This window comes from Dyella sp. 01N36 (assembly GCF_056399745.1).
The window spans coordinates 1-19,935 of record NZ_JBFTRY010000033.1 but is presented as its reverse complement, the minus strand read 5'-3'; the positions used below and the strand labels follow the sequence as shown (position 1 = coordinate 19,935).

21 protein-coding genes are annotated in these 19,935 nt (G+C 63.8%); 13 read left to right on the top strand and 8 right to left on the bottom strand.

What is annotated here, in order from left to right; all coding sequences use genetic code 11:
- Nucleotides 1-35 precede the first annotated feature (35 nt).
- A complete protein-coding gene (locus AC1DMG_RS09070; RefSeq protein WP_477180430.1) occupies nucleotides 36-1,742 on the top strand; it encodes an ArnT family glycosyltransferase in 1,707 nt (568 codons plus the stop codon).
- On the top strand, nucleotides 1,739-2,062 hold the full coding sequence (locus tag AC1DMG_RS09065; RefSeq protein WP_441601905.1) for a hypothetical protein: 324 nt from the start codon (nucleotides 1,739-1,741) through the stop codon (nucleotides 2,060-2,062). The genes AC1DMG_RS09070 and AC1DMG_RS09065 overlap by 4 nt, the downstream gene beginning before the upstream one ends.
- 139 nt (nucleotides 2,063-2,201) lie before the next feature.
- On the opposite strand, the gene AC1DMG_RS09060 is transcribed toward AC1DMG_RS09065, so the two are convergent.
- Nucleotides 2,202-3,083, bottom strand: a complete 882-nt coding sequence (locus AC1DMG_RS09060) for an LpxL/LpxP family acyltransferase (protein ID WP_441601904.1) — start codon at nucleotides 3,081-3,083, stop codon at nucleotides 2,202-2,204.
- A 161-nt stretch (nucleotides 3,084-3,244) separates the two neighbouring features.
- On the opposite strand from AC1DMG_RS09060, the gene dtd reads away from it, so the two are divergent.
- Nucleotides 3,245-3,685 carry a D-aminoacyl-tRNA deacylase gene (gene dtd / locus AC1DMG_RS09055; protein ID WP_441601903.1) on the top strand — a complete coding sequence of 147 codons (441 nt, stop codon included), beginning with the start codon at nucleotides 3,245-3,247 and terminating at the stop codon, nucleotides 3,683-3,685.
- Between the two features lie 163 nt (nucleotides 3,686-3,848).
- Complete coding sequence (gene rpoD, locus AC1DMG_RS09050) at nucleotides 3,849-5,708, top strand: RNA polymerase sigma factor RpoD (protein WP_477180429.1); 1,860 nt, start codon at nucleotides 3,849-3,851, stop codon at nucleotides 5,706-5,708.
- Between the two features lie 203 nt (nucleotides 5,709-5,911).
- On the opposite strand, the gene AC1DMG_RS09045 is transcribed toward rpoD, so the two are convergent.
- The 4 genes from AC1DMG_RS09045 to ftrA form a co-directional block, all read right to left on the bottom strand.
- Nucleotides 5,912-6,286: a SnoaL-like domain-containing protein gene (locus AC1DMG_RS09045; RefSeq protein WP_441601901.1), complete on the bottom strand. Its 375-nt coding sequence runs from the start codon at nucleotides 6,284-6,286 to the stop codon at nucleotides 5,912-5,914.
- A gap of 96 nt (nucleotides 6,287-6,382) precedes the next feature.
- Nucleotides 6,383-7,987: a S10 family peptidase gene (locus tag AC1DMG_RS09040; protein ID WP_441601900.1), complete on the bottom strand. Its 1,605-nt coding sequence runs from the start codon at nucleotides 7,985-7,987 to the stop codon at nucleotides 6,383-6,385.
- Nucleotides 7,988-8,643: 656 nt separating this feature from the next.
- Nucleotides 8,644-9,501 carry an EamA/RhaT family transporter gene (locus AC1DMG_RS09035; protein ID WP_441602135.1) on the bottom strand — a complete coding sequence of 286 codons (858 nt, stop codon included), beginning with the start codon at nucleotides 9,499-9,501 and terminating at the stop codon, nucleotides 8,644-8,646.
- A gap of 96 nt (nucleotides 9,502-9,597) precedes the next feature.
- On the bottom strand, nucleotides 9,598-10,587 hold the full coding sequence (ftrA, locus tag AC1DMG_RS09030; protein ID WP_441601899.1) for a transcriptional regulator FtrA: 990 nt from the start codon (nucleotides 10,585-10,587) through the stop codon (nucleotides 9,598-9,600).
- Nucleotides 10,588-10,665: 78 nt separating this feature from the next.
- On the opposite strand from ftrA, the gene AC1DMG_RS09025 reads away from it, so the two are divergent.
- The 3 genes from AC1DMG_RS09025 to AC1DMG_RS09015 all read left to right on the top strand — a co-directional run bounded on the left by AC1DMG_RS09025 (nucleotide 10,666) and on the right by AC1DMG_RS09015 (nucleotide 11,891).
- Nucleotides 10,666-11,058 carry a rhodanese-like domain-containing protein gene (locus AC1DMG_RS09025; RefSeq protein ID WP_441601898.1) on the top strand — a complete coding sequence of 131 codons (393 nt, stop codon included), beginning with the start codon at nucleotides 10,666-10,668 and terminating at the stop codon, nucleotides 11,056-11,058.
- 1 nt (nucleotide 11,059) lies between these two features.
- A complete protein-coding gene (locus AC1DMG_RS09020) occupies nucleotides 11,060-11,524 on the top strand; it encodes a GNAT family N-acetyltransferase (protein ID WP_441611156.1) in 465 nt (154 codons plus the stop codon).
- A 61-nt stretch (nucleotides 11,525-11,585) separates the two neighbouring features.
- Nucleotides 11,586-11,891: a DUF1272 domain-containing protein gene (locus tag AC1DMG_RS09015; RefSeq protein WP_441601896.1), complete on the top strand. Its 306-nt coding sequence runs from the start codon at nucleotides 11,586-11,588 to the stop codon at nucleotides 11,889-11,891.
- 25 nt (nucleotides 11,892-11,916) lie between these two features.
- Here AC1DMG_RS09015 and AC1DMG_RS09010 read toward each other — a convergent pair whose 3' ends face one another.
- The gene (locus AC1DMG_RS09010; protein WP_441611155.1) at nucleotides 11,917-13,248 is read right to left on the bottom strand and encodes an MFS transporter; all 1,332 of its coding nucleotides are present in this window, start codon (nucleotides 13,246-13,248) and stop codon (nucleotides 11,917-11,919) included.
- 137 nt (nucleotides 13,249-13,385) lie between these two features.
- Between AC1DMG_RS09010 and cyoA the strand changes: the two genes are divergently transcribed.
- Genes cyoA through AC1DMG_RS08985 form a run of 5 tightly spaced genes read left to right on the top strand, consistent with a single transcriptional unit; the run spans nucleotide 13,386 to nucleotide 18,211 of the window.
- On the top strand, nucleotides 13,386-14,369 hold the full coding sequence (gene cyoA / locus AC1DMG_RS09005) for a ubiquinol oxidase subunit II (protein ID WP_441601894.1): 984 nt from the start codon (nucleotides 13,386-13,388) through the stop codon (nucleotides 14,367-14,369).
- Nucleotides 14,370-14,415: 46 nt separating this feature from the next.
- Nucleotides 14,416-16,389: a cytochrome o ubiquinol oxidase subunit I gene (gene cyoB, locus AC1DMG_RS09000; protein WP_477180432.1), complete on the top strand. Its 1,974-nt coding sequence runs from the start codon at nucleotides 14,416-14,418 to the stop codon at nucleotides 16,387-16,389.
- Nucleotides 16,382-17,023 (top strand): cytochrome o ubiquinol oxidase subunit III, encoded by a 642-nt coding sequence (gene cyoC / locus AC1DMG_RS08995; RefSeq protein WP_441601893.1) that lies wholly within the window; start codon nucleotides 16,382-16,384, stop codon nucleotides 17,021-17,023. Before cyoB ends, cyoC begins: the two co-directional genes overlap by 8 nt.
- Nucleotides 17,020-17,409 carry a cytochrome o ubiquinol oxidase subunit IV gene (cyoD, locus tag AC1DMG_RS08990; RefSeq protein WP_477180428.1) on the top strand — a complete coding sequence of 130 codons (390 nt, stop codon included), beginning with the start codon at nucleotides 17,020-17,022 and terminating at the stop codon, nucleotides 17,407-17,409. Before cyoC ends, cyoD begins: the two co-directional genes overlap by 4 nt.
- Before the next feature lie 34 nt (nucleotides 17,410-17,443).
- Nucleotides 17,444-18,211 (top strand): SURF1 family protein, encoded by a 768-nt coding sequence (locus AC1DMG_RS08985; protein WP_441601891.1) that lies wholly within the window; start codon nucleotides 17,444-17,446, stop codon nucleotides 18,209-18,211.
- Nucleotides 18,212-18,307: 96 nt separating this feature from the next.
- Here AC1DMG_RS08985 and AC1DMG_RS08980 read toward each other — a convergent pair whose 3' ends face one another.
- The gene (locus AC1DMG_RS08980; protein ID WP_441601890.1) at nucleotides 18,308-18,844 is read right to left on the bottom strand and encodes a DUF2501 domain-containing protein; all 537 of its coding nucleotides are present in this window, start codon (nucleotides 18,842-18,844) and stop codon (nucleotides 18,308-18,310) included.
- 157 nt (nucleotides 18,845-19,001) lie between these two features.
- Here AC1DMG_RS08980 and AC1DMG_RS08975 point away from each other — a divergent pair, with 157 nt between their 5' ends.
- Complete coding sequence (locus tag AC1DMG_RS08975; RefSeq protein WP_441601889.1) at nucleotides 19,002-19,367, top strand: hypothetical protein; 366 nt, start codon at nucleotides 19,002-19,004, stop codon at nucleotides 19,365-19,367.
- A gap of 48 nt (nucleotides 19,368-19,415) precedes the next feature.
- Here the strand turns inward: AC1DMG_RS08975 and AC1DMG_RS08970 are convergent.
- A partial coding sequence (locus AC1DMG_RS08970; RefSeq protein ID WP_477180427.1) for a hypothetical protein occupies nucleotides 19,416-19,935 on the bottom strand: 520 nt, incomplete at its 5' end.

Sequence of the window (19,935 nt, the reverse complement as noted above, 5' to 3'; positions counted from 1 at the left end):
CTAGAATTGTTTCAATCCCATAAAGAAGACTGCCCGTGGCATCCAGCAGCTATAGCCGCTCAGAACACCTGCGCTCCCTCTGGCCATGGCTGCCGCTGTGGACCCTGGCCGCGTTGTTGGCGATCTTCTCGCACGGCCCGATGCCGCTGTATTCCACCCGCACGCTCGCGGTGGCCTGGGAGATGTGGATTCACCACGACTGGCTGGTGCCGCACATCAATGGCTCGCCCTACAGCGAGAAGGTGCCGCTGCTGTTCTGGATGATCCACGCCGGCTGGCTGGTGACCGGCGTCAACGACATCTGGCCGCGCGTGCTTGAGGTGATCTTTGGCGGCACCCAGCTGGTGCTGGTGTCGGTGCTGGCGCAGCGCCTGTTTCCGAACCGCCCGTGGGTGGCCAAGGGCGCGCCGTGGATCCTGCTGGCGCTCGGTTATGCGTTCCTGTTCGGCCTGCAGATCATGTACGAGGTGCTGCTGGCGGTCTGGGTGCTGGCTGCGCTGCTTTGCCTGACGCCCAAGCGGGACCGCGCGGAGCCGCGCTGGCTGCTGTTTGGCCTGTGCGTGGGTGCGGGCCTGCTCACCAAGGGCCCGGTGATGTTTCTGCACGTGGCCTTCCCCTTCCTGCTCGGCYCGCTGTGGAGCGACTGGGCTCGCGACAACCGCATGCGCTGGTACGGCCGCGGCGTGCTGGCGCTGCTGCTGGGCGGTGCGATGCTATTGGCCTGGGCGCTGCCTGCCGGCTTCGCGGGCGGTGAGGCTTACCGCCAACGCCTGTTCTTCACCCAGACCGCCGGCCGCGTGGTGAACGCGTTCGATCACGCACGCCCGTTCTGGTGGTACGTGCCGATGATCCCGGCGCTGCTGTTCCCGTTCAGCGGATGGCCGCGCGCCTGGGTGGCGCTCGCCACGCTGCGCCGCCCGCTCGATAGCGGCCTGCGTTTTGCGCTGTGCTGGCTGGTGCCGGTGATCGTGGTGTTCTCCTTCATCAGCGGCAAGCAGCTGTATTACCCGCTGCCGGAATTCGCTGGCGCGGCCCTGCTCGTGGCCGGCGCCATCGCGGCCCTGCGCGATCAGCGTCCGAAGCTGGCCGACAACCCCTGGCTGGGTACCTGGCCGCTGGGCGTGGGCGGCATCCTGTTCGGCATCTTCCTGTTCGTGTTGCCGGTGCTGGTCTCGCACAACGACCTGCATGGCGAATGGTTCGACACGACCCAGCGCTACAGCCGCTTCTTCAGCGTGGTGTTTGTGCTGCTGGGCGTGCTGCTGTTGTTGCGCGGTCGCGGCGAGCTGCGGCGCCTGGCGTTTGCCGGCCTGGTCGGCACGCTGGCGCTCAATACGCTGTTCACCCTCACCATGTGGCAGAACTTCGACCTGCGGCCGTCGGCCCAGTTGCTCGGCGCGGCCGATGCGCAGAACCAGGCCCTGGGCTTGCTGGGCAATTACGAAGGCCAGTTCCATTTCGCCGGCCGCCTGACCCACAGCATCGAGCGCCTGTACGAAGGCAAGTCCCTGCAGACGTTCGCGCAGGAACACCCCGATGGGCTGATCGTGGAGCATCCGGACAAGCTCACCAACGATGCGCTGCGCTATGCGCTGCTGGTGCAGCCGTTCCGCTCCGGCTGGGTGGTGATCTGGCCGGCCAAATCGCTGGCCGAACTACGCGCCGGCCGCGTGCCGCCTGAGCCACCGCACCCGACCCGGGTCTACCAGGTCGACCCGTGGCGCTCCCGCGCCCTGCAATGAACGACGCTCTGATCGCCAACCTGCGCGCGCAGTGCGGCGGTCCGCGCGATGGCGCCTTGCTGCGCTTTTCGCTGGGAAATGCGCTGCTTGCGGCGGGCGATGCCGCGGGGGCGATTCCGGAATTTCGCCAGGCCTTGGCCTTTGACGCCCGCTATTCCGCCGCGTGGAAACTGCTGGGCAAGGCGTGTCTGGCCATGGATGACCAAGCCGGCGCCGCCGACGCGTGGCGCCAGGGCATCAGCGTCGCCCTGGCGCGCGGCGACAAGCAGGCCGAGAAGGAAATGACAGTGTTTTTGCGGCGGCTGGAAAAGCAGGGCTGAGCAACCGCCCGCATCTGCCGTGCGGCGAGATATTTGTGGGAGCGCACCCTGTGCGCGACAAGCCTGCGGAGCGGTAACGACCAGGCGCCCATGTCGCGCACAGGGTGCGCTCCCACAGGTGGGATGCCGCGCAAGTGATTCAGTCGTACGGGCTTTTCCAGGTGTCCGCCGAGAAACGCTTGTACTGCCACTGGTACTGCGAGAAGGCCAGCTCCGCGCACTGTTCCACGCCTTGATTTAGCGCCCGGCAACCGATCGCGAGGTCCGCATCGGCCAGACCTTCCGGCGCCGGCAGCAGATGGATGCGAAAACCTTCGCCCTTGGGCAAGCGCTCGGCAAAGGCGAACAGCACGGTCGCACCGGTGCGCGCGGCCAGCCGCGGCAACAACACCATGGTCAGCGCATCCTGGCCGAAGAACGGCGCCACTTCGCCTTCGCCGGCACGCGGCTTCTGGTCCGGCAGGATGCCCACCGTGCCACCGGCAGCCAGTCGCTTGTACAAGGTGCGCACGCCGGCGCCTTCGGCACGCACCTGCTCCGGCGCCAGCGCGCCGCGCACCTTGCGCAGCAGGCCTTCGATCGCGGCAATGCGCGGCGGGCGATACAGGATCGCCATCGGCGTCTTGCGGCACAGCCAATAGTTGAGCAACTCCCAGCAACCCAGGTGCGGCGCCGCGATGATCACGCCCTTGCCCGACGCCAGCGCGGCATCGAACAGCGCCTCGCCACGGACCTCGCGCACCAGGTCGAGCGCACGCTCGGCATCGTTGCCCCAGATCCAGGTGATCTCGGTGGCGGAGCGGCCGGCGTCCTCCATCACTTCGCGCAGCAAGGCGGCATGCGCGCGCTTGTCCAGGCCGGGCCGGGTCAGCTGCAAGTTCACCGAGGTGTTGTGCGCGGTGCGCGTGTGCAGGGCCAGCGAGAGGCGGCCGATGGCGGCGCCCAGGGCATGCAGCGTGCGCAGCGGCAGCCGTCCAAACAGGCGCAGGAGGAGATAGAGGAGGGTGATGTCGAATCGCATGAGCGACGCAGTGTAACCGCCCGCGTCGCCGGTTCACGGGTCAACGACATGCGGCCCGGTTACGTTCTTCGCCCCAGGGCATGCTCTACAACTTTCGCAGGCTATGCGTCGGCGATAGTCAGGCCCTAAGCTTCCGCCGTCTCCGGCCGTTACCACTTTCGATGATCGCCCTGATCCAGCGTGTCCTGTCAGCCCGTGTCGATGTCGAAAACACCACCGTCGGAGCCATTGGCCCCGGCCTGCTTGCGCTGGTCGCCGTGCAGCCCGGCGACGACGAACCGCGCACCAGGCGCATGCTCGAACGCCTGCTGGGTTACCGCGTATTTGCCGACGAGCAGGGCCGCATGAACCGCTCCCTGGCCGACACCGGCGGCGAGCTGCTGCTGGTCAGCCAGTTCACCCTGGCCGCCGACACCCGTTCGGGCATGCGCCCCAGCTTCACCAGCGCGGCGACGCCCGAGGAGGGCCGCCGCTGGTTCGACCGGCTGGTGGAACTGGCCCGCGGAACGCACCCCAGGGTGGAAATCGGGCAGTTCGGCGCCCATATGAAGGTACATCTGGTCAACGACGGCCCAGTCACCTTCTGGCTGGAGACCCCATGACGCCTGCACCCCGGCGATCTCGACCAAAGACGAAAAAATCCTCGGAAGATGCCGATTTGGCGCGATTTTTGCGTGTCGGCGCTACCGATTTTCTTCCTTGAAAACTGGTCAAAAAAGCATCACATGGGTATACTGATCGGTTCCTGCATACGCGGCGGTAGGTATGAATAGCAAAGCTCCCGAGCAACAGTCTGAAATCAAGGCGCTCATCTCCAAGGGTCTGGAGCAGGGCTACCTGACCTACGCCGAGATCAACGACCACCTGCCCGACGACATTGTCGATCCGGAGCAGATCGAAGACATCATGGCGGTGCTCAAGGGCGTCGGCATTGAAGTGCACGATGCCGCTCCCGATTCCGATCCGCTCTCGGACAACGCGCCCGGCGCGTCCACCGACGACGAAGCTGCCGCCGAAGAAGCGGTCGCGTTGCTGTCGGCGGTCGATTCCGAAGTGGGCCGCACCACCGACCCGGTGCGCATGTACATGCGCGAGATGGGTACGGTCGAGCTGCTGACCCGCGAGGGCGAAATCGCCATCGCCAAGCGCATCGAGGAAGGCCTGGGCCAGGTGCAGACCGCGCTTGCCAGCTTCCCGCTGACCATCGAGCTGCTGCTCGAGGAATACGACCAGCATCTGGACGGCAAGCGCCGCCTGAGCGAAATCCTGGCCGGCTTCGCCGACCTTGAAGAAGCCGCCGACGCGGCCCAGGCTGCTGCCGCCGACGCCGAGGTTGAAGAAGCCGACGCGGACGCCGAAGACGAAGAAGAAGAAGGCGCGGCCGAAGAAGAAGAAGCCGGCCCGACTGGTCCGGACCCGGAAGAGGTCAAGCGCCGCATGGAGTTGCTGCGCGACTACTACGGCAAGTTCCAGAAGGCGGCCCCCAAGGCCACCGACATCAACGACAAGAAGGTCACCAAGCTGCGCGACCAGATGGCTGAGGAATTCCTCAAGCTCAAGCTGCCGTCCGCGCTGATCGACAGCTTCGTGCGCAAGCTGCGCGAAGTGGTGAACGATATCCGTCACCACGAGCGCGTGCTGATGGAGATCTTCGTCAAGCACGTGAAGATGCCCAAGGCCGAGTTCCTCAAGACGTTCCCCAGCAACGAGGGCAACCTCGAGTGGGCGAACGAGCTGGGCCGCAAGCGCCAGAAGTGGTCGCCGAACATCAAGACCTACAAGGAAGCGATCGACGGCGAGCAGGAAAAGCTCGGCGCGATCGAGCACAAGCTGTTCCTGCCGCTGACCGACATCAAGGAAATCAACCGCACGATGTCGATCGGCGAGGCCAAGGCACGCCGCGCCAAGAAGGAAATGGTCGAGGCCAACCTGCGCCTGGTCATCTCCATCGCCAAGAAGTACACCAACCGCGGCCTGCAGTTCCTGGACCTGATCCAGGAAGGCAACATCGGCCTGATGAAGGCGGTGGACAAGTTCGAATACCGCCGCGGCTACAAGTTCTCCACGTACGCCACGTGGTGGATCCGCCAGGCCATCACCCGCTCGATCGCCGACCAGGCCCGCACCATCCGKRTSCCGGTGCAYATGATCGAGACGATCAACAAGTTGAACCGCATTTCCCGCCAGATGCTGCAGCAGTTCGGCCGCGAGCCGACGCCCGAAGAGCTGGCCAAGGAAATGGACATGCCTGAGGACAAGATCCGCAAGGTGCTGAAGATCGCGAAGGAACCGATCTCGATGGAAACCCCGATCGGCGACGACGAGGATTCCCATCTTGGCGATTTCATCGAGGACACCAACGCGTCCTCGCCGATCGAGTCAGCCACCGAAACGGGCCTGATGGAAACCGTGCGCGACGTGCTCGCCGGCCTTACGCCGCGCGAAGCCAAGGTACTGCGCATGCGCTTCGGCATCGACATGARCACSGATCACACGCTGGAAGAAGTCGGCAAGCAGTTCGACGTCACSCGYGAACGSATCCGCCAGATMGARGCCAAGGCACTGCGMAAGCTGCGTCACCCGAGCCGCTCGGAACAGCTGCGCTCGTTCCTCGACATCGACTAAGCACACGCTGGTGCATTTGCAGAGAGCCCCGCGAAAGCGGGGCTTTTTGTTGGGGCCTCACGCGACCCGATGACCTGTGGGAGCGCACCCTGTGCGCGACAGCCGGCGAAGCCGGCATGGCCTCGCCGCAAGATCCCATTGCACGGTAAGCCGATAGACCGCGTCGCGCACAGGGTGCGCTCCCACAGGGGGCACGGTCGACTTCACCCACCCGCATCGTAAAAAAACTGCTCCTGCACGATCTTGTCGTCCTTCACGTGATAGACGCAGATCTCCTGCATGTTGACGCGGCCGTATTCCTTCATGGTCACATCCAGCGTCATCACGACGCTGAACCAGTTGCCGGCGATCAGCGGCTCGCTGACTTGTACGCCGTGCATCTCGGTGACACCCGCCTGGAAGCGCTTGCCCTTCTCGAGGATGGCGTCCAGGCCTTTGACGTTGCCGAGCGGGCCCTGCGCCATGCCCTCCGGCTCGATGCTCACGGCGTCCTTGGCATAAAGCTCGTGCTGCGCTTCCTCGAACTGGCCGTGGCGGCACATGGCCACCAGGCGCTTTGCTACGGATTCGGTACTCATCGTGGAACCTCCGGCTGGCGAGGCCCGCGAGCGTAACGCCGCCCGCGGTAGCCGGATGTGAAGGTGCGCCGTTCATGGCGCACCTTCACGCACACATCAATGCTTGCCGACGTTGTCGGTGTCGCCGATGAAGCGCGCCACGTTGTCGTGCAGCTGTTTGAGCGAATCCTCGTGGGCGTAGACCATGTGCCCCGACGGATACCACGCATAGGAGATGTTCTTCTCCAGGTTCGCCGGTATCGGCATGTGATGCATCTCGTAGTCGGCCGCGAAATAAGGCGTGGCCAGATCGTAGTAGCCGCCGTTGAGCGAAACGCGCAGGTTCGGATTGGTCTTCATCGCCGTGGCCAGATCAGGCATCACGTTGGTCGACTGCTGCAGCGATTCGGTCGAGCCCGGCGCCTTGTGCGAGAAGTCCCAGTTGTCGATGTTGGCGAACAAGCGATAGGTCTGGTTTTCGCCAAACTTGAGCTGGCGCCGCACGTAGTCGTTGAACGCCGCCACATAGGCCGAGCTGATCGCCGAGGACTGCGGATCGTAGTCGGACGACTTGCTCAGCGGGTCGATCGAGGGACCCGAGAAGCGGCTGTCCAGGCGGCCGGTGGTGATGTCGCCATCGGCCTGCAGCTCATGCTCGAACATGCCGCCGTCGACACGCAGGTTGGCCTTCATCAGGTAGGCAACCGGCAGGCCGGTGTACTGATGCAGCTTCTGCGCCACGGCCTGCTTGCGGCCCTGGTCCAGACGCGAGCCGGCCATCAGGGCTGAGGCGTAGTCGGTCATGGCGTACTGCTCCACTTCGCGCAGGAAGGGCTCCAGCGCGGCGGGCTGCTGCGGCAGCTTGTGGTGGTAGTACGCCGTGGCCGCGAAGGTCGGCAGGCCAACCACGTACGGCAGATCCACGCCCGGGTTGTTGGCCGGACCATCGATGCTGCTGTCGAAACTGAGGATCTGCGACAGCAGGATCACGCCGTTGAGGTCGACGCTGTTTTCATTTTCCAGAATATTGGCCACCACCGCCGAGCGCGTGGTGCCGTAGCTTTCGCCGAACAAGTACTTGGGCGAGTTCCAGCGGTTGTACTTGGACAGGAACTGGGTGATGAACTGCGCGAAGGCATGGCCGTCGCCATCGACGCTGTAGACCGTCTTCTTGCGGTCCTTCATCAACTCTTCGCGCTTGCCCTTGTCGGCGTCGTCGGCGATCAGGCGACTGAAGCCTGCGCCGGGCGCATCGATGAAGACCAGATCGGAGGCATCGAGCAAGCTGTAATCGTTGTTCACCAGGCCGTACGGCGCAGCCGGTGTATGCGCATCATCGCTGGTCACCACGCGCTTGGGCCCGAACGCGCCCATGTGCAGCCACACCGTGGCCGAACCCGGGCCGCCGTTGTAGACAAAGGTGATCGGCCGCTTGCCCGGCTCCGCGCCTTTCTTGAAGTACGCGGCGTAGAACATGCTGATCTGCGGCTCGCTCTCCTTGTCGCCGCTGCCATGCAACACCAACGTGCCCGCCACCGCCTTGTAGTCAATGCTCTTGCCCTCGACCTTCACCGTGCCCGAGGTCTCCGACGTCTGCGGTTTGAGCAGCACGGCATCGGGCTTGTCCTCCGGCTTGTCCTTGTTGTCTTTCTTGTCATCGGCATGAACCGCCGTACCGAGCAACAGCGTGGCCAGCGCCACGACGAGGGGAAGCTTGCGCATGAAAGTGAAACCTCTGAACGGACGCGGTAGCGCGACGCTCCAGCTTAGGTGCCGTGGCTGGGTGGTTTCATACGCCAGAAGTCATTGGCGGGGGAACTCTGCGACGGCTGCATAATCGCGAGATCTCGCGATGTTTCCCAAGCTTTCAATCGGGCCTGATGAAAGCGCGAGGCTAGATGGCCCCCTCGCCCCAACCCTCTCCCCGGAGGGGAGAGGGAGAAGTGTGGTGCACCGCTCCGTAGGTTTGTCGCGCACAGGGTGCGCTCCCACAGACAAGCAGCTGCGGCAGACGTARGTAGGGATGTCTAAAGCCGACGCGCAGCGAGGCCCCGCTCTAAGTCCTCAGCGATTCGGGCGCGTTGCGCAGCGCATTGAGGTACCCGCTGTGTACCCTCGGAGGTTGTCCCGCAACGACGCGCCTCGAGCGTTCGGGCTTATCCCAGCACGATGCTGCGGGCGTTATCAGGCCATTTTCTTTGGGTTACTTTTCTTTTGGGCCAGCAAAAGAAAAGTGACTCGAGCGCCGGCAGGCGATCGAAACGCCCGCCGCGTAGGCGGCACGCTGGCGGCAGCGCGACAATAGTGGCGCACCGCTACTGGATGACTAGCCATTCGGCTGTTGAAGAGCGCCTCCGGCCTACGCCGGAATGACGACTTCACCCCCAGGCGATCACTCCAATCGCCCCCAACGCCAACACCACACCCCCCGCATTAACCCAACTCAAGCGCTCACGGAATGCCACCGTGCCAACCACCGCCCCCAACGCCACCACCCCCAGATTCATACTGGCAAACACCAGCGACGGATGATCCGGCAACGCCTGATGCCCCCGCACGTAAAACACGATATTGCCAAAGTTGGCCAACCCCAACAGCAACCCCGCCACCGCATCGCGCAACGTGAAAAACGTGCGGTCATGCCAGCGACGCCACAACAGGATCGCCAGCGACACCACCAGCGCCAGAGCGAACATCGCCTGCAATGAAGCTGCAAACGGCGTACCCGCAGCCGCCACACGCTTGAACAGAATATCGATCGCGCCAAAACCCGCGAACACCACCAGCGGCCAAAGCCAGCTACGTTCACCCTCGCCGTGAGTGGCAGCCGATCCGCGCCACACCATGCACGCAAGCGCGACCAAACCTATCGCGATGCCAAAACCTTTGCCCATACTCAGCGTTTCGCCGAACAGCAGGAACGCCGCCAGCAGGGAAATCAGCAGCGACAGGCGCTGCGCTGCGTCCGTGCGCACGATGCCGGCGCTGCTCACCGAGGCGGCAAGCGCCAGAAAGATCAACGGCAACAGCAGGCCCAACCCGACAAAGCCCAGCCAGGGCGCCTGCGCGCTGGACAACACGGTTAACGAAGGGCGAAACACCAACATCGTGAGCGCACTGGTGGCGACGTAGTTCCAGGCGATCGCCTGTCCGACATCCACGGACAGTCGGCGGGAGAGCTTCAGCAAGACCGACACCAGTACGCTGCAGACCACGCTCAGCAACACGTAAACCATGAAGATTCCTTGTGGGCGACACGGCGGTTCCGCTCCGCCGATATACCCGGTGTAGATGTCAACTTTCCTGCGGTGCGCCAGCCGCACCGGCGACGCTCACCGTTGCAGGGCGAATCGCTCGCGGTAGCGTGCCGGGCTCAGCTGCAGGTGCTGTCGGAAATGGTGACGTAGGGTATCCGCACTGCCGAATCCGCACACCTCGGCCACGCGGTCCACGCCCATCTCGCTGCCCTCCAGCAGCTCACGCGCGCGCCCGAGGCGCTCATGCGTCAACCACTGCTTGGGCGAGCATCCGGTGGCTTCCTCGAAGCGCCGCAAGAGCGTGCGCTCGCTCATGCGGGCGCGCTCGGCCAACACTGCCACAGGCTGTGGCTGGTCGAGGTGGCGACGCATCCACTCCAGCAGTTTGCCCAGTCCCGCGCCCTGCGCCGGCATGGGCGACTGGATGAACTGTGCCTGCCCGCCATCGCGATGCGCCGGCACCACCGCACGACGCGCGACGCTATTGGCCACTTCCGCGCCATAGTCCCGGCGAATCAGGTGCAGCGAAAGATCCAGCGCCGCCGCGCTGCCTGCCGAGGTGAGCAGCTGACCCTCGTCGACATAGAGCACATCCGGCTCGATGCGGATGCGCGGATAGCGCTCGGCCAGGGCCTCGGCATAGCGCCAATGCGTGGTCGCGCGACGATCATCGAGCAGTCCCGTGGCGGCAAGCACGAACACGCCCGAGCAATACGACAGCAAGCGCGCGCCGCGCGCATGCGCCGCACGCAGAGCCTCAAGCAGCGGCTCGGGTGGCGCCGCGTCGATGCCTCGCCAACCCGGCACGATGATGGTGCCGGCGCCAGCGAGCGCCTCGAGGCCACCATCGGCCAGCACGCGCAAGCCGCCGGCCGCGCGCATCGGGCCGCGGTCCACCGCGCACAGCCGAAAGTCGTACCAGTCGGCCAGTTCGGGGCGCGGCAGGCCGAACATCTCCACGGCGATGCCGAACTCGAAGGTGCACAGCCCGTCGTAGACCAGGGCCGCCACCTGCCGGTTGGGCGGACCGGACAGGCGTCCGGATCGTTTTGGCGGTTTCTTCATGGTGACTGGCATTCTTGCCAATGTCGGCGTAGCGCGCCAGTGCCGATACTGACGCTGTCTTTCCACTGGAGTGATTCCATGAGCAGCGTGGTGCAACGTGTCTCCCCCGCCGCCAGCGATGAAGCGCTGGCGCATTTCCAGGCCCGGCTCGGCTTCGAGACCGATTGTGCCGACGTCTATTACGCGACCCACCATGAAGCGAAGGATTTCGTGCTGCTGGACGTGCGCACGCCAACGCTCTACGCCGCCGGTCACGTGCCGGGTGCGCTCAACCTGCCCACCCGCATGATCAGCGAGCAGCGCCTGGCGGAATACTCGCCCGACACGCTGTTCGTCGTGTACTGCGCCGGCCCGCACTGCAACGGCGCCAACAAGGCGGCGGTGAAGCTCGCGCAACTTGGCCGTCCGGTGAAGGAGATGATCGGCGGGCTCACCGGGTGGATCGATGAAGGCTTCGGCCTCGAGCGTTGAGATGCAGCACGACGTCAGAATTCGCCGGGCGCATGCTCCGGATGTGCCCGAGCTCATGGCGATCTGCGCCGAGCACGCGGATTTCGAACGGCTGCCACATGTTCCCGGCGAGCGCGCCGCAGCGCTTGCCGACGCCCTCGATGGCGATACGCCTCGGCTGATGGCGTGGCTCGCTTGCATCGGCGACGCCGTGGTGGGTTATGCCAGTGCGACGGTCGATTTCTCCACGCTTGATCGTGTCAGTTATCTGCACATGGATTGCCTCTATGTGCGCGCGCCATGGCGCAACCATGCGATCGGACGCCAGCTATGGGAGCACGTGATCGCCCACGCATCAGCGCAGCGATGCGCATCCGTGCAATGGCAGACGCCCGCCTGGAACGATGGAGCAGCGCGTTTTTACCGAAGGCTGGGCGCCAACGAACATGCCAAGCTGCGCTACGTGTTGCCGCTGGACGGCGCATGACGTCGCGGAGCTGCCGCAAGCTACTCTGGCATCATCGGCAATATTGCGAAGTGGAGTTCCCATGCTGGATCTACGACCGACCTGCGAGCATTGCAACAAAGCGCTGCCACCGGCATCGACGGAGGCCATGATCTGCTCGTTCGAATGCACCTACTGCAGCGACTGTGTCGAGCTGTTGCAGAATGTCTGTCCGAACTGCGGCGGTGGATTCACGCCGCGGCCGGTGCGCCCCGCGCGGGACTGGAAGAACGGCAATTCGCTGTCACGCTACCCCGCAACAACGCAGGTGACGCATAAGCCCGTGGACCTGGCCAGGCATGCCGTGCTGGTGGCCCAAGTGAACCACCGCGCACCCGCGCAACGCTGATAGATCCGGTTCCGGCCAGCGACGCCTATTCGCGTGCAGCCAGCGCGCGATTCACGCGCAGCGCCAGCAAGGTGCACACCACACCCGAGAGCAGATAGGCACTGACCGCCGCCAGGCCGAAGCGCATCGACAAACCCAGCGCCACCAGCGGTGCAAAGGCCGCACCGATCAACCATGCCACGTCGGTGGTCAGCGCGGCGCCCGCATAGCGCAGACGCACCTCGAAATTCGACGTCACGCTGCCGGCCGCCTGCCCATACGAGAAGCCAAGCAGGAGGAAGCCCACGATGATGAAGGCGTCCTGCAATTCCTTGCCGCCGTCCAGCATCCACGGCGTGGCCAAGGCGAACAGACCGATAAGGCCCGCCGCCACACCAAGCGTGGTGCGCCGGCCGATGTGATCGGCCACGTAGCCCGACATCACGATGCCGAAGATGCCCGCCACACCGCCGAAAATCTGGATCAACAGCACGGAATCCACCGCCTGCGAGTTTTTGAGCACGATCCATGACAACGGGAAGATCGTCACCAGGTGGAACAGCGCGTAGCTGGCCAGCGCCGCGAACGCGCCGATGAAGATGTTGTAACCCTGCGTACGCAGGATTTCACCGATGCCCACGGGTTCAAGTTCACGCTCTTCCATGGCCACCGTGTATTCCTCGGTCACCACCAGGCGCAGGCGCGCAAACAGCGCCACCACATTGATGGCGAACGCCACGAAGAACGGATAGCGCCAGCCCCAGTCGATGAAGTCGCCCTCATCCAGGCTGGCATGCAGGAACAGGAACAAGGCGCTGGCCACGATGAAGCCGATCGGTGCGCTCAACTGACCGAGCATGGCGTACCAGCCGCGTCGCTCCGGCGGCGTGTTGAGCGCCAGCAGCGAGGGCAGGCCATCCCACGATCCGCCTTGCGCAATGCCTTGCAGCAGACGGAACAGGATCAGCAGTCCAATCGCCCAGTTGCCGATCTGCTTGTAGCCCGGCAGGAAGGCAATGCCCGCGGTCGCGCTGCCCAACAGGAACAACGCGATAGTGAGCTTGGTGCCGCGACTCCAGCGCCGCTGGAAACCCATGAACAACGCGGTGCCGAACGGTCGCGCGATGAAGGCCAGTGAAAAGACCGTGAAGGCGTAAAGAATGCCATCCAGGTGACTGGCGAAGGGGAACAGCACCGAGGGAAACACCAGCACGCAAGAAATACCGAACACGAAGAAGTCGAACTGTTCGGAGGTGCGGCCGATGATCACGCCAATGGCGATCTCGCCTGGCGCCACCTTGGCACGTGCATGCAGCCGCCCGATGTCTTCCGCCGTGGTAGCCGGGGCGCCGCCGTGATCAGGGAAGGTGCTTGACATAGTCATTACTCACAAAGAAGGAATATGTCGCGGCCACACTATGGCACCGCCACGCCTCTCGCGTCACTGGGAATATGGCCTGTTCCTGTTTCGCGCCGAACGGCGTACCGTTTTCCACACTGGTTGCGCCGTCGGTCATGTCTATGAAGCTGCTGCGTGGACTGCTTGTCTCCGTCGTCTTCCTGCTTGCGGGTTGCCAGACCGTATTGATGGCGCCGTCCGGCGACCTCGCCGTGCAGCAGCGCGATCTGATCATCACGTCGACATTGTTGATGCTGTTGATCATCGTGCCGGTCATCGTGCTGACGCTGTTTTTCGCCTGGCATTTCCGCGCATCCAACAAGAAGGCTCACTACGATCCCGAATGGGATCACTCCACCATTCTCGAGCTGCTGATCTGGGCCGCACCGCTGCTCATCATCATTGCGCTTGGCGCGATCACCTGGGTGAGCACGCACAAGCTCGATCCCTATCGCCAGCTCGAACGCATCAGCGCCAATCGCCCGGTACCGGCCAATGTACGGCCCTTGCAGGTGAACGTGGTCGCGCTCGACTGGAAGTGGCTGTTCATATACCCGGAGCAAGGCATTGCCACCGTGAACGAACTGGCCGCGCCGGTGGATCGTCCGATCCAGTTCAAGATTACGGCGTCCACGGTGATGAACTCGTTCTTCATACCCGCGCTCGCCGGCCAGATCTACGCCATGCCCGGCATGGAAACGCAGCTGCAGGCGGTGATCAACGCGCCGGGCGAATTCAAGGGATTCTCCGCCAACTACAGCGGCAACGGTTTCTCGGGCATGCAATTCGTCTTCCACGGCGTGACGGAGGAAGGCTTTGCGCAGTGGGTGGCGAAGGCGAAGGCCAGCGGCGGCGATCTCAATCGTGATGCCTATGTGAAGCTCGCGGCGCCCAGCGAGTACGACCCGGTGAAGTATTACGCCACGGTGGAGCCCGGCCTTTACCGCGCCATCCTCACGCACTGCGTGGACCCGGAGAATCCCTCGTGCATGACGCGCATCGACCTGAGCCCGCACGAGACCAGTGAAGGCGCTGCCGTGTCTCCCCCCGGCCAGGCCAGCGGCATGGCCGCCATGGCAACCCATCCCCACTCCGACTGATCCGGTGGTGTCCACGATGCTTTCCCATCCCGACCTAGCCAAGCTGATCTTCGGACGACTGTCGATCGATTCGTTGCCGCTGCACGTGCCCATCGTGATGTGGACGTTCGTGGTGGTAGCCATCGGCGCGCTCGCGCTGCTCGGCGCCATCACGTACTACAAGCTGTGGGGCTACCTGTGGCACGAATGGTTCACCAGCATCGACCACAAGAAGATCGGGATCATGTACATGATCCTCGGCTTCGTGATGCTGCTGCGCGGCTTTTCGGACGCGATCATGATGCGTGGCCAGCAGGCCGTGTCGTTCGGCGCATCGCACGGGTACCTGCCGCCGGAACACTACGATCAGGTATTCACCGCGCACGGCGTGATCATGATCTTCTTCGTCGCGATGCCGATGGTGACGGGGCTGATGAACTTCGTGATGCCGCTGCAGATCGGTGCGCGCGACGTGGCGTTTCCCTTCCTCAACAACTTCAGTTTCTGGATGACGGTGGCCGGCGCGATGCTGGTGATGAGTTCGCTGTTCATCGGCGAATTCGCGCGCACGGGCTGGCTGGCCTATCCACCGCTGTCCGATATCGTGTCCAGCCCTGACGCAGGTGTCGACTACTACATCTGGGCGCTGCAGATAGCCGGCGTCGGGACCTTGTTATCGGGCATCAACCTGCTTGTGACCATCGTGAAGATGCGCGCGCCAGGCATGACGCTGATGAAGATGCCGGTATTCACGTGGACGGCGCTGTGCACCAATGTGCTGATTGTCGCCGCCTTCCCCGTGCTTACCGCCGTGTTGGCCATGCTTGCGCTGGACCGCTATGCGGGCACCAACTTCTTCACTACCGAGCTTGGCGGCAACGCCATGATGTACGTGAACCTGATCTGGATCTGGGGCCATCCGGAGGTCTACATCCTGATCCTGCCGGCCTTCGGCATTTTCTCGGAAGTCACCGCCACCTTCAGCCGCAAGCCGCTGTTCGGCTATGCATCGATGGTGTACGCCACGGTGGTGATCACSGTGYTGTCSTAYCTSGTMTGGCTGCATCACTTCTTCACCATGGGWTCGGGTGCGAGCGTCAATTCGTTYTTYGGCATCACCACSATGATCATCTCGATCCCSACSGGSGCGAAGATCTTCAACTGGCTGTTCACCATGTATCGCGGCCGGGTGGAGTTCGAGTTGCCGATGATGTGGACGGTGGCCTTCATGGTCACCTTTGTGATCRGCGGCATGACCGGCGTGCTGCTGGCGGTGCCACCGGCGGATTTCTCGCTGCACAACAGCCTGTTCCTGATCGCGCATTTTCATAACGTGATCATCGGCGGCGTGCTGTTCGGCCTGTTTGCCGGCATCACGTATTGGTTCCCCAAGGCGTTCGGCTTCAAGCTCGATCCGTTCTGGGGCAAGTGCTCGTTCTGGTTCTGGGTCTCGGGTTTCTACTTCGCCTTCATGCCGCTCTATATGCTCGGCCTGATGGGCGTGACGCGCCGCCTGAGCCACTTCGACGATCCGTCCCTGCAGATCTGGTTCCTGGTCGCCGCGTTCGGCGCCTTCCTGATCGCGCTGGGCATTGCCTGCAACATCATCCAGTTCGTCGTGAGCTTCAAGCATCGCGAAGCGCTGCGCGACGTCACCGGCGATCCATGGGGCGGACGTACGCTGGAATGGTCCACCTCTTCGCCGCCGCCGAAGTACAACTTCGCCTTTACGCCACGCATCCATGACCACGATGCGTGGTGGATGATGAAGAAGTATCGCTGGCAGCGTCCGCTGAGCGGCTACCTGCCGATCCATATGCCGCACAACACCGGCGCCGGCTTCATGATGGCCGCGCTGAGCTTCGTGTTCGGCTTCGCCATGATCTGGTACATGTGGCTGCTGGCGATCGTGGCGTTCGTGGCACTGCTGCTGGTGGCGATCGGCCACACGTTCAATTACGACCGCGAGTACTACATCCCGGCTGACGAAGTCAGCCGCATCGAACAGTCCCGCACGGATCTATTGGCCAGCCATGTCTGATATGACCTCTTCCATGACACCGGGCAGCGGCGGCCGCACGGAGCAGCTGCTGTTCCACGAGTCGGCCGATGTCCATCCGGCCAACGGCACGCTCCTGGGTTTCTGGATCTACCTGATGAGCGACTGCCTGGTCTTCGCCTGCCTGTTCGCCGCCTATGGCGTGCTCGGGCGCGAGTACGCGGGCGGACCGACTGCGCAGGAAGTGCTGGAGCTGCCCGCAGTCGCCGTGAACACCACGCTGCTGCTGCTTTCGTCCATCACCTACGGTTTTGCCGTGCTGGCCATGCAGCGCAACCGGCAGAACCCGATGCTGGTGTGGCTGGTCATCACCGGTTTGCTGGGCGCGGGATTCATCACGCTGGAGCTGCGCGAGTTTGCGCATCTGATCTCCATCGGTGCGGGGCCGCAGCGCAGCGCGTTTCTTTCCTCGTTCTTCACCCTGGTGGGGACGCACGGCCTGCACGTGACCTGCGGCCTGATCTGGATGGTGGTGTTGATCACGCAGGTACTGCGCAAGGGCTTGATCACTGCCAACAAACGACGCCTGTTGTGCCTGTCGATGTTCTGGCACTTCCTGGACGTGGTGTGGGTCGGCGTCTTCAGCTTCGTCTATCTGATGGGAGTGCTGCCATGAGCGCGCATGACGAACTGCACGCCCACGACGACGGTCACGGTCACGACGACGACCTGGGCATCCATGCCACTTTCAGSGGCTACATGACGGGCTTCGTGCTSGCRGTGATCCTSACSGYCATYCCSTTCTGGCTGGTGATGGCGCATGTGATCACCAAGTCGAGTACGGCGGCGGTGATCATTCTTAGCCTGGCAGCCGTGCAGATCGTGGTGCACATGATCTACTTCCTGCACATGAACGCGAAATCGGAAGGCGGCTGGAACATGCTGGCGCTGGTGTTTACCATCGTACTGGTGGTTATCACGCTGAGCGGGTCGATCTGGATCATGTATCACCTCAACAGCAATATGATGCCCTCGATGATGGATCCGTCGAACCTGCCCTGACGATCCGCACCTCACATCCGATACGTGAATCCCGATGAGTGTTGTTGAAGAACCGGGCCGCCGACCGCGCGGCCCCGTGGCTCTGGCTTTGCTGACCCTCTTGGGCGTGTTGCTGTTTGCCAGCTTCGTGGCCCTGGGCACCTGGCAGGTGTATCGGCTGGGCTGGAAGCGCGACCTGATCGCGCGGGTGGATGCACGCGTGCACGCCGCACCCGTGGCCGCGCCCGGGCCCGCGCAGTGGGGTGAGGTGAATGCGCAGTCGTCGGAATATCGCCATGTCCAACTGCACGGCAGGTTTCTGCATGACCGCCAGACCCTGGTGTGGGCAGCCACCGATCTGGGCAGCGGCTACTGGCTGGTCACCCCGTTGCAACAAGCCGACGGCTCAGTGGTGTTGGTCAATCGTGGCTTTGTACCGGCGGACTGGTGCGGGCTCAAAGGCAGCTGCGCGGCAGCGCCCGACGGCGACGCCAGCGTAACGGGACTGCTGCGCATCAGCGAAGCGCCGCGGCCGTTCCGCCACAACGATCCGGCACGCAACAACTGGTATACGCGCGATGTGGCGGCGATCGCCGAGGCGCGCGGACTCCAGGATGTGGCGCCGTATTTTGTGGATCAGGACGCTGCGCCGGGCACGCTCGATGTTGGCAAGCCCGCGTGGCCGCAGGGTGGGCTCACGGTGATCTCCTTCCCCAACAACCACCTGAGCTACCTGATCACCTGGTATGTGCTGGCGTTGATGGTGCTGGGGGCGGGGATTTTTGTGGCGCGGGATGAGAGGCGCCTGCGTGAACGCGGATGATGTGTGGGAGCGCACCCTGTGCGCGGCGGCCGTGCGTCGCAGGACGGCGCAGCGCCTGTCGCGCACAGGGTGCGCTCCCACAACACACGGACCCGCCTACATCTTCAGGAACGACTTGCCCTGCTTGAGCACGGTGTCGCACACCTTGGTGGTTATCTGCGATTTCAGATCGCTGGAACCCCCACCCACGCTGTTCAAGTCCATGCTCTGGCCGTTGCTGCCCTGCAGGATGCCCTTGGCGCCGCTGAGGTAACCGGGGTCATTCGTTGCGCTGCCCGTGCTGGCGGTACTGGTATCGGAGGATTTCTTCTTGCTGCCAGTGAGCTGGCCGAGCATGTCGCTGGGGTTCGAACCGGTGTTGGTGCTGGTCGCCTGGGTACTCGAACCGCCGCCGAGCTTGCCCATCAGCTGGTTCTGGATGCCCGCGGCGCCGGAATCGCCGCCCAGGAAGTTGTTCTTCATGCAGTATTGAAGGAGGCCGGCCACGTTGCCCATGCTGCCGGACGTCATGGAGCCGCCGCCGGGAATCATGCCGCCGAGTTTGCCCAGATCCTGCGCGCCGCCCGTGCTGCAAACCAGGCTCAGGCCGATGGCCACGCAGACTGTTCCGATGCTGCCGATGCGCTTGTTCATGTGTATCCCTCCGTCAGGTGCCGGCATTCAACACCCCGCGCCGTTACGACCGCGTAAGCGGAACGCAGGGATCGTACGTTTCCTACAAGAACGCGCGCCGCGATGTAGGCCCACGTACCATGGGCATGCGCCCCAACCCAACGATGGAAGACGTTTGATGAAACGACATGTAGTCCTTGCCTTGACGATCACGCTGCTCGCCGGTTGCGCCAGCTCGGGCAGCCTGCGCAATTCAAAGCCTACGGCGTCCTATGCGGGCCCGGGCAGCGCGGCGGACATCGCCTCATGTATCTCGGGCGCCTGGGCCAGCAAACCCGTGCACCTGGAGTCGTACGTGCTCTATACCGGCACGACCATCGAAATCCACAAGACCGAGAACAGTCCCACCATCGCCTTGGTGGATATCAAGCCGGTAAGCGACCACACCGTGGCCACCTACTACTCGAACTTCGATGAAGACGACACCTGGTACTTCCAGCAGGTGCAAGATTGCGTGGACCACACGCCGGCGCCGGCGCCGTAAGCACCTGGGCGGCGCTCCACGTCCCGGCCGCGGATCGCCGCCGTTCAGTCAGAGGCGGCGAAACACCAGGGACATGGACGCCCCCAGTCCGTCGCGCGGTGTACGCACTACGGTGAGCGAGTAGCCGGCCCCGTCGGCGAGTGCACGGTCGATCTTCATGCCGCCATCGACGTGGCTGACCGGCGCATCAGCCTTCAGCGATGCGCTGACCTGGGCGAAAGCCGCCGGCGCCAGCACCAGCTCGGTCACCGAGCGTGCGCGTTCCAGCCACAAGGCATCGGACATGGCGTCGTCGCCGGCCACCCACAGGCGGGCGGAGAGCATCGAGGTCACGCATCCCGTGCTGGCCACGCGCAGCACGTCGCCGTTGTCATACATCACCGTGGCGCGGGTAGCGGTGGGGTCGAGCACCACCGACTGCACGCCGGCCGTCGCCTTCAGATGGGCGATATCGATAGTGAGCGGACGAATCGGGCAACCCACCGACGCATCGTCTGCGCTTGCCGGGCCGGACAGGCCCAACCCCAGCGTTGCCAACAGCAACGCACCAACCAGCACCACCCTGCGC

Bases quoted from the DNA above. Each gene is read 5' to 3' on its own strand.
- AC1DMG_RS09065 (WP_441601905.1), top strand. From the start codon at position 1,739: ATGAACGACGCTCTGATCGCCAACCTGCGCGCGCAGTGCGGCGGTCCG.
- AC1DMG_RS09060 (WP_441601904.1), bottom strand. From the start codon at position 3,083: ATGCGATTCGACATCACCCTCCTCTATCTCCTCCTGCGCCTGTTTGGA.
- dtd (WP_441601903.1), top strand. From the start codon at position 3,245: ATGATCGCCCTGATCCAGCGTGTCCTGTCAGCCCGTGTCGATGTCGAA.
- AC1DMG_RS09045 (WP_441601901.1), bottom strand. From the start codon at position 6,286: ATGAGTACCGAATCCGTAGCAAAGCGCCTGGTGGCCATGTGCCGCCAC.
- AC1DMG_RS09040 (WP_441601900.1), bottom strand. From the start codon at position 7,987: ATGCGCAAGCTTCCCCTCGTCGTGGCGCTGGCCACGCTGTTGCTCGGT.
- AC1DMG_RS09035 (WP_441602135.1), bottom strand. From the start codon at position 9,501: ATGGTTTACGTGTTGCTGAGCGTGGTCTGCAGCGTACTGGTGTCGGTC.
- ftrA (WP_441601899.1), bottom strand. From the start codon at position 10,587: ATGAAGAAACCGCCAAAACGATCCGGACGCCTGTCCGGTCCGCCCAAC.
- AC1DMG_RS09025 (WP_441601898.1), top strand. From the start codon at position 10,666: ATGAGCAGCGTGGTGCAACGTGTCTCCCCCGCCGCCAGCGATGAAGCG.
- AC1DMG_RS09020 (WP_441611156.1), top strand. From the start codon at position 11,060: ATGCAGCACGACGTCAGAATTCGCCGGGCGCATGCTCCGGATGTGCCC.
- AC1DMG_RS09015 (WP_441601896.1), top strand. From the start codon at position 11,586: ATGCTGGATCTACGACCGACCTGCGAGCATTGCAACAAAGCGCTGCCA.
- AC1DMG_RS09010 (WP_441611155.1), bottom strand. From the start codon at position 13,248: ATGTCAAGCACCTTCCCTGATCACGGCGGCGCCCCGGCTACCACGGCG.
- cyoA (WP_441601894.1), top strand. From the start codon at position 13,386: ATGTCTATGAAGCTGCTGCGTGGACTGCTTGTCTCCGTCGTCTTCCTG.
- cyoC (WP_441601893.1), top strand. From the start codon at position 16,382: ATGTCTGATATGACCTCTTCCATGACACCGGGCAGCGGCGGCCGCACG.
- AC1DMG_RS08985 (WP_441601891.1), top strand. From the start codon at position 17,444: ATGAGTGTTGTTGAAGAACCGGGCCGCCGACCGCGCGGCCCCGTGGCT.
- AC1DMG_RS08980 (WP_441601890.1), bottom strand. From the start codon at position 18,844: ATGAACAAGCGCATCGGCAGCATCGGAACAGTCTGCGTGGCCATCGGC.
- AC1DMG_RS08975 (WP_441601889.1), top strand. From the start codon at position 19,002: ATGAAACGACATGTAGTCCTTGCCTTGACGATCACGCTGCTCGCCGGT.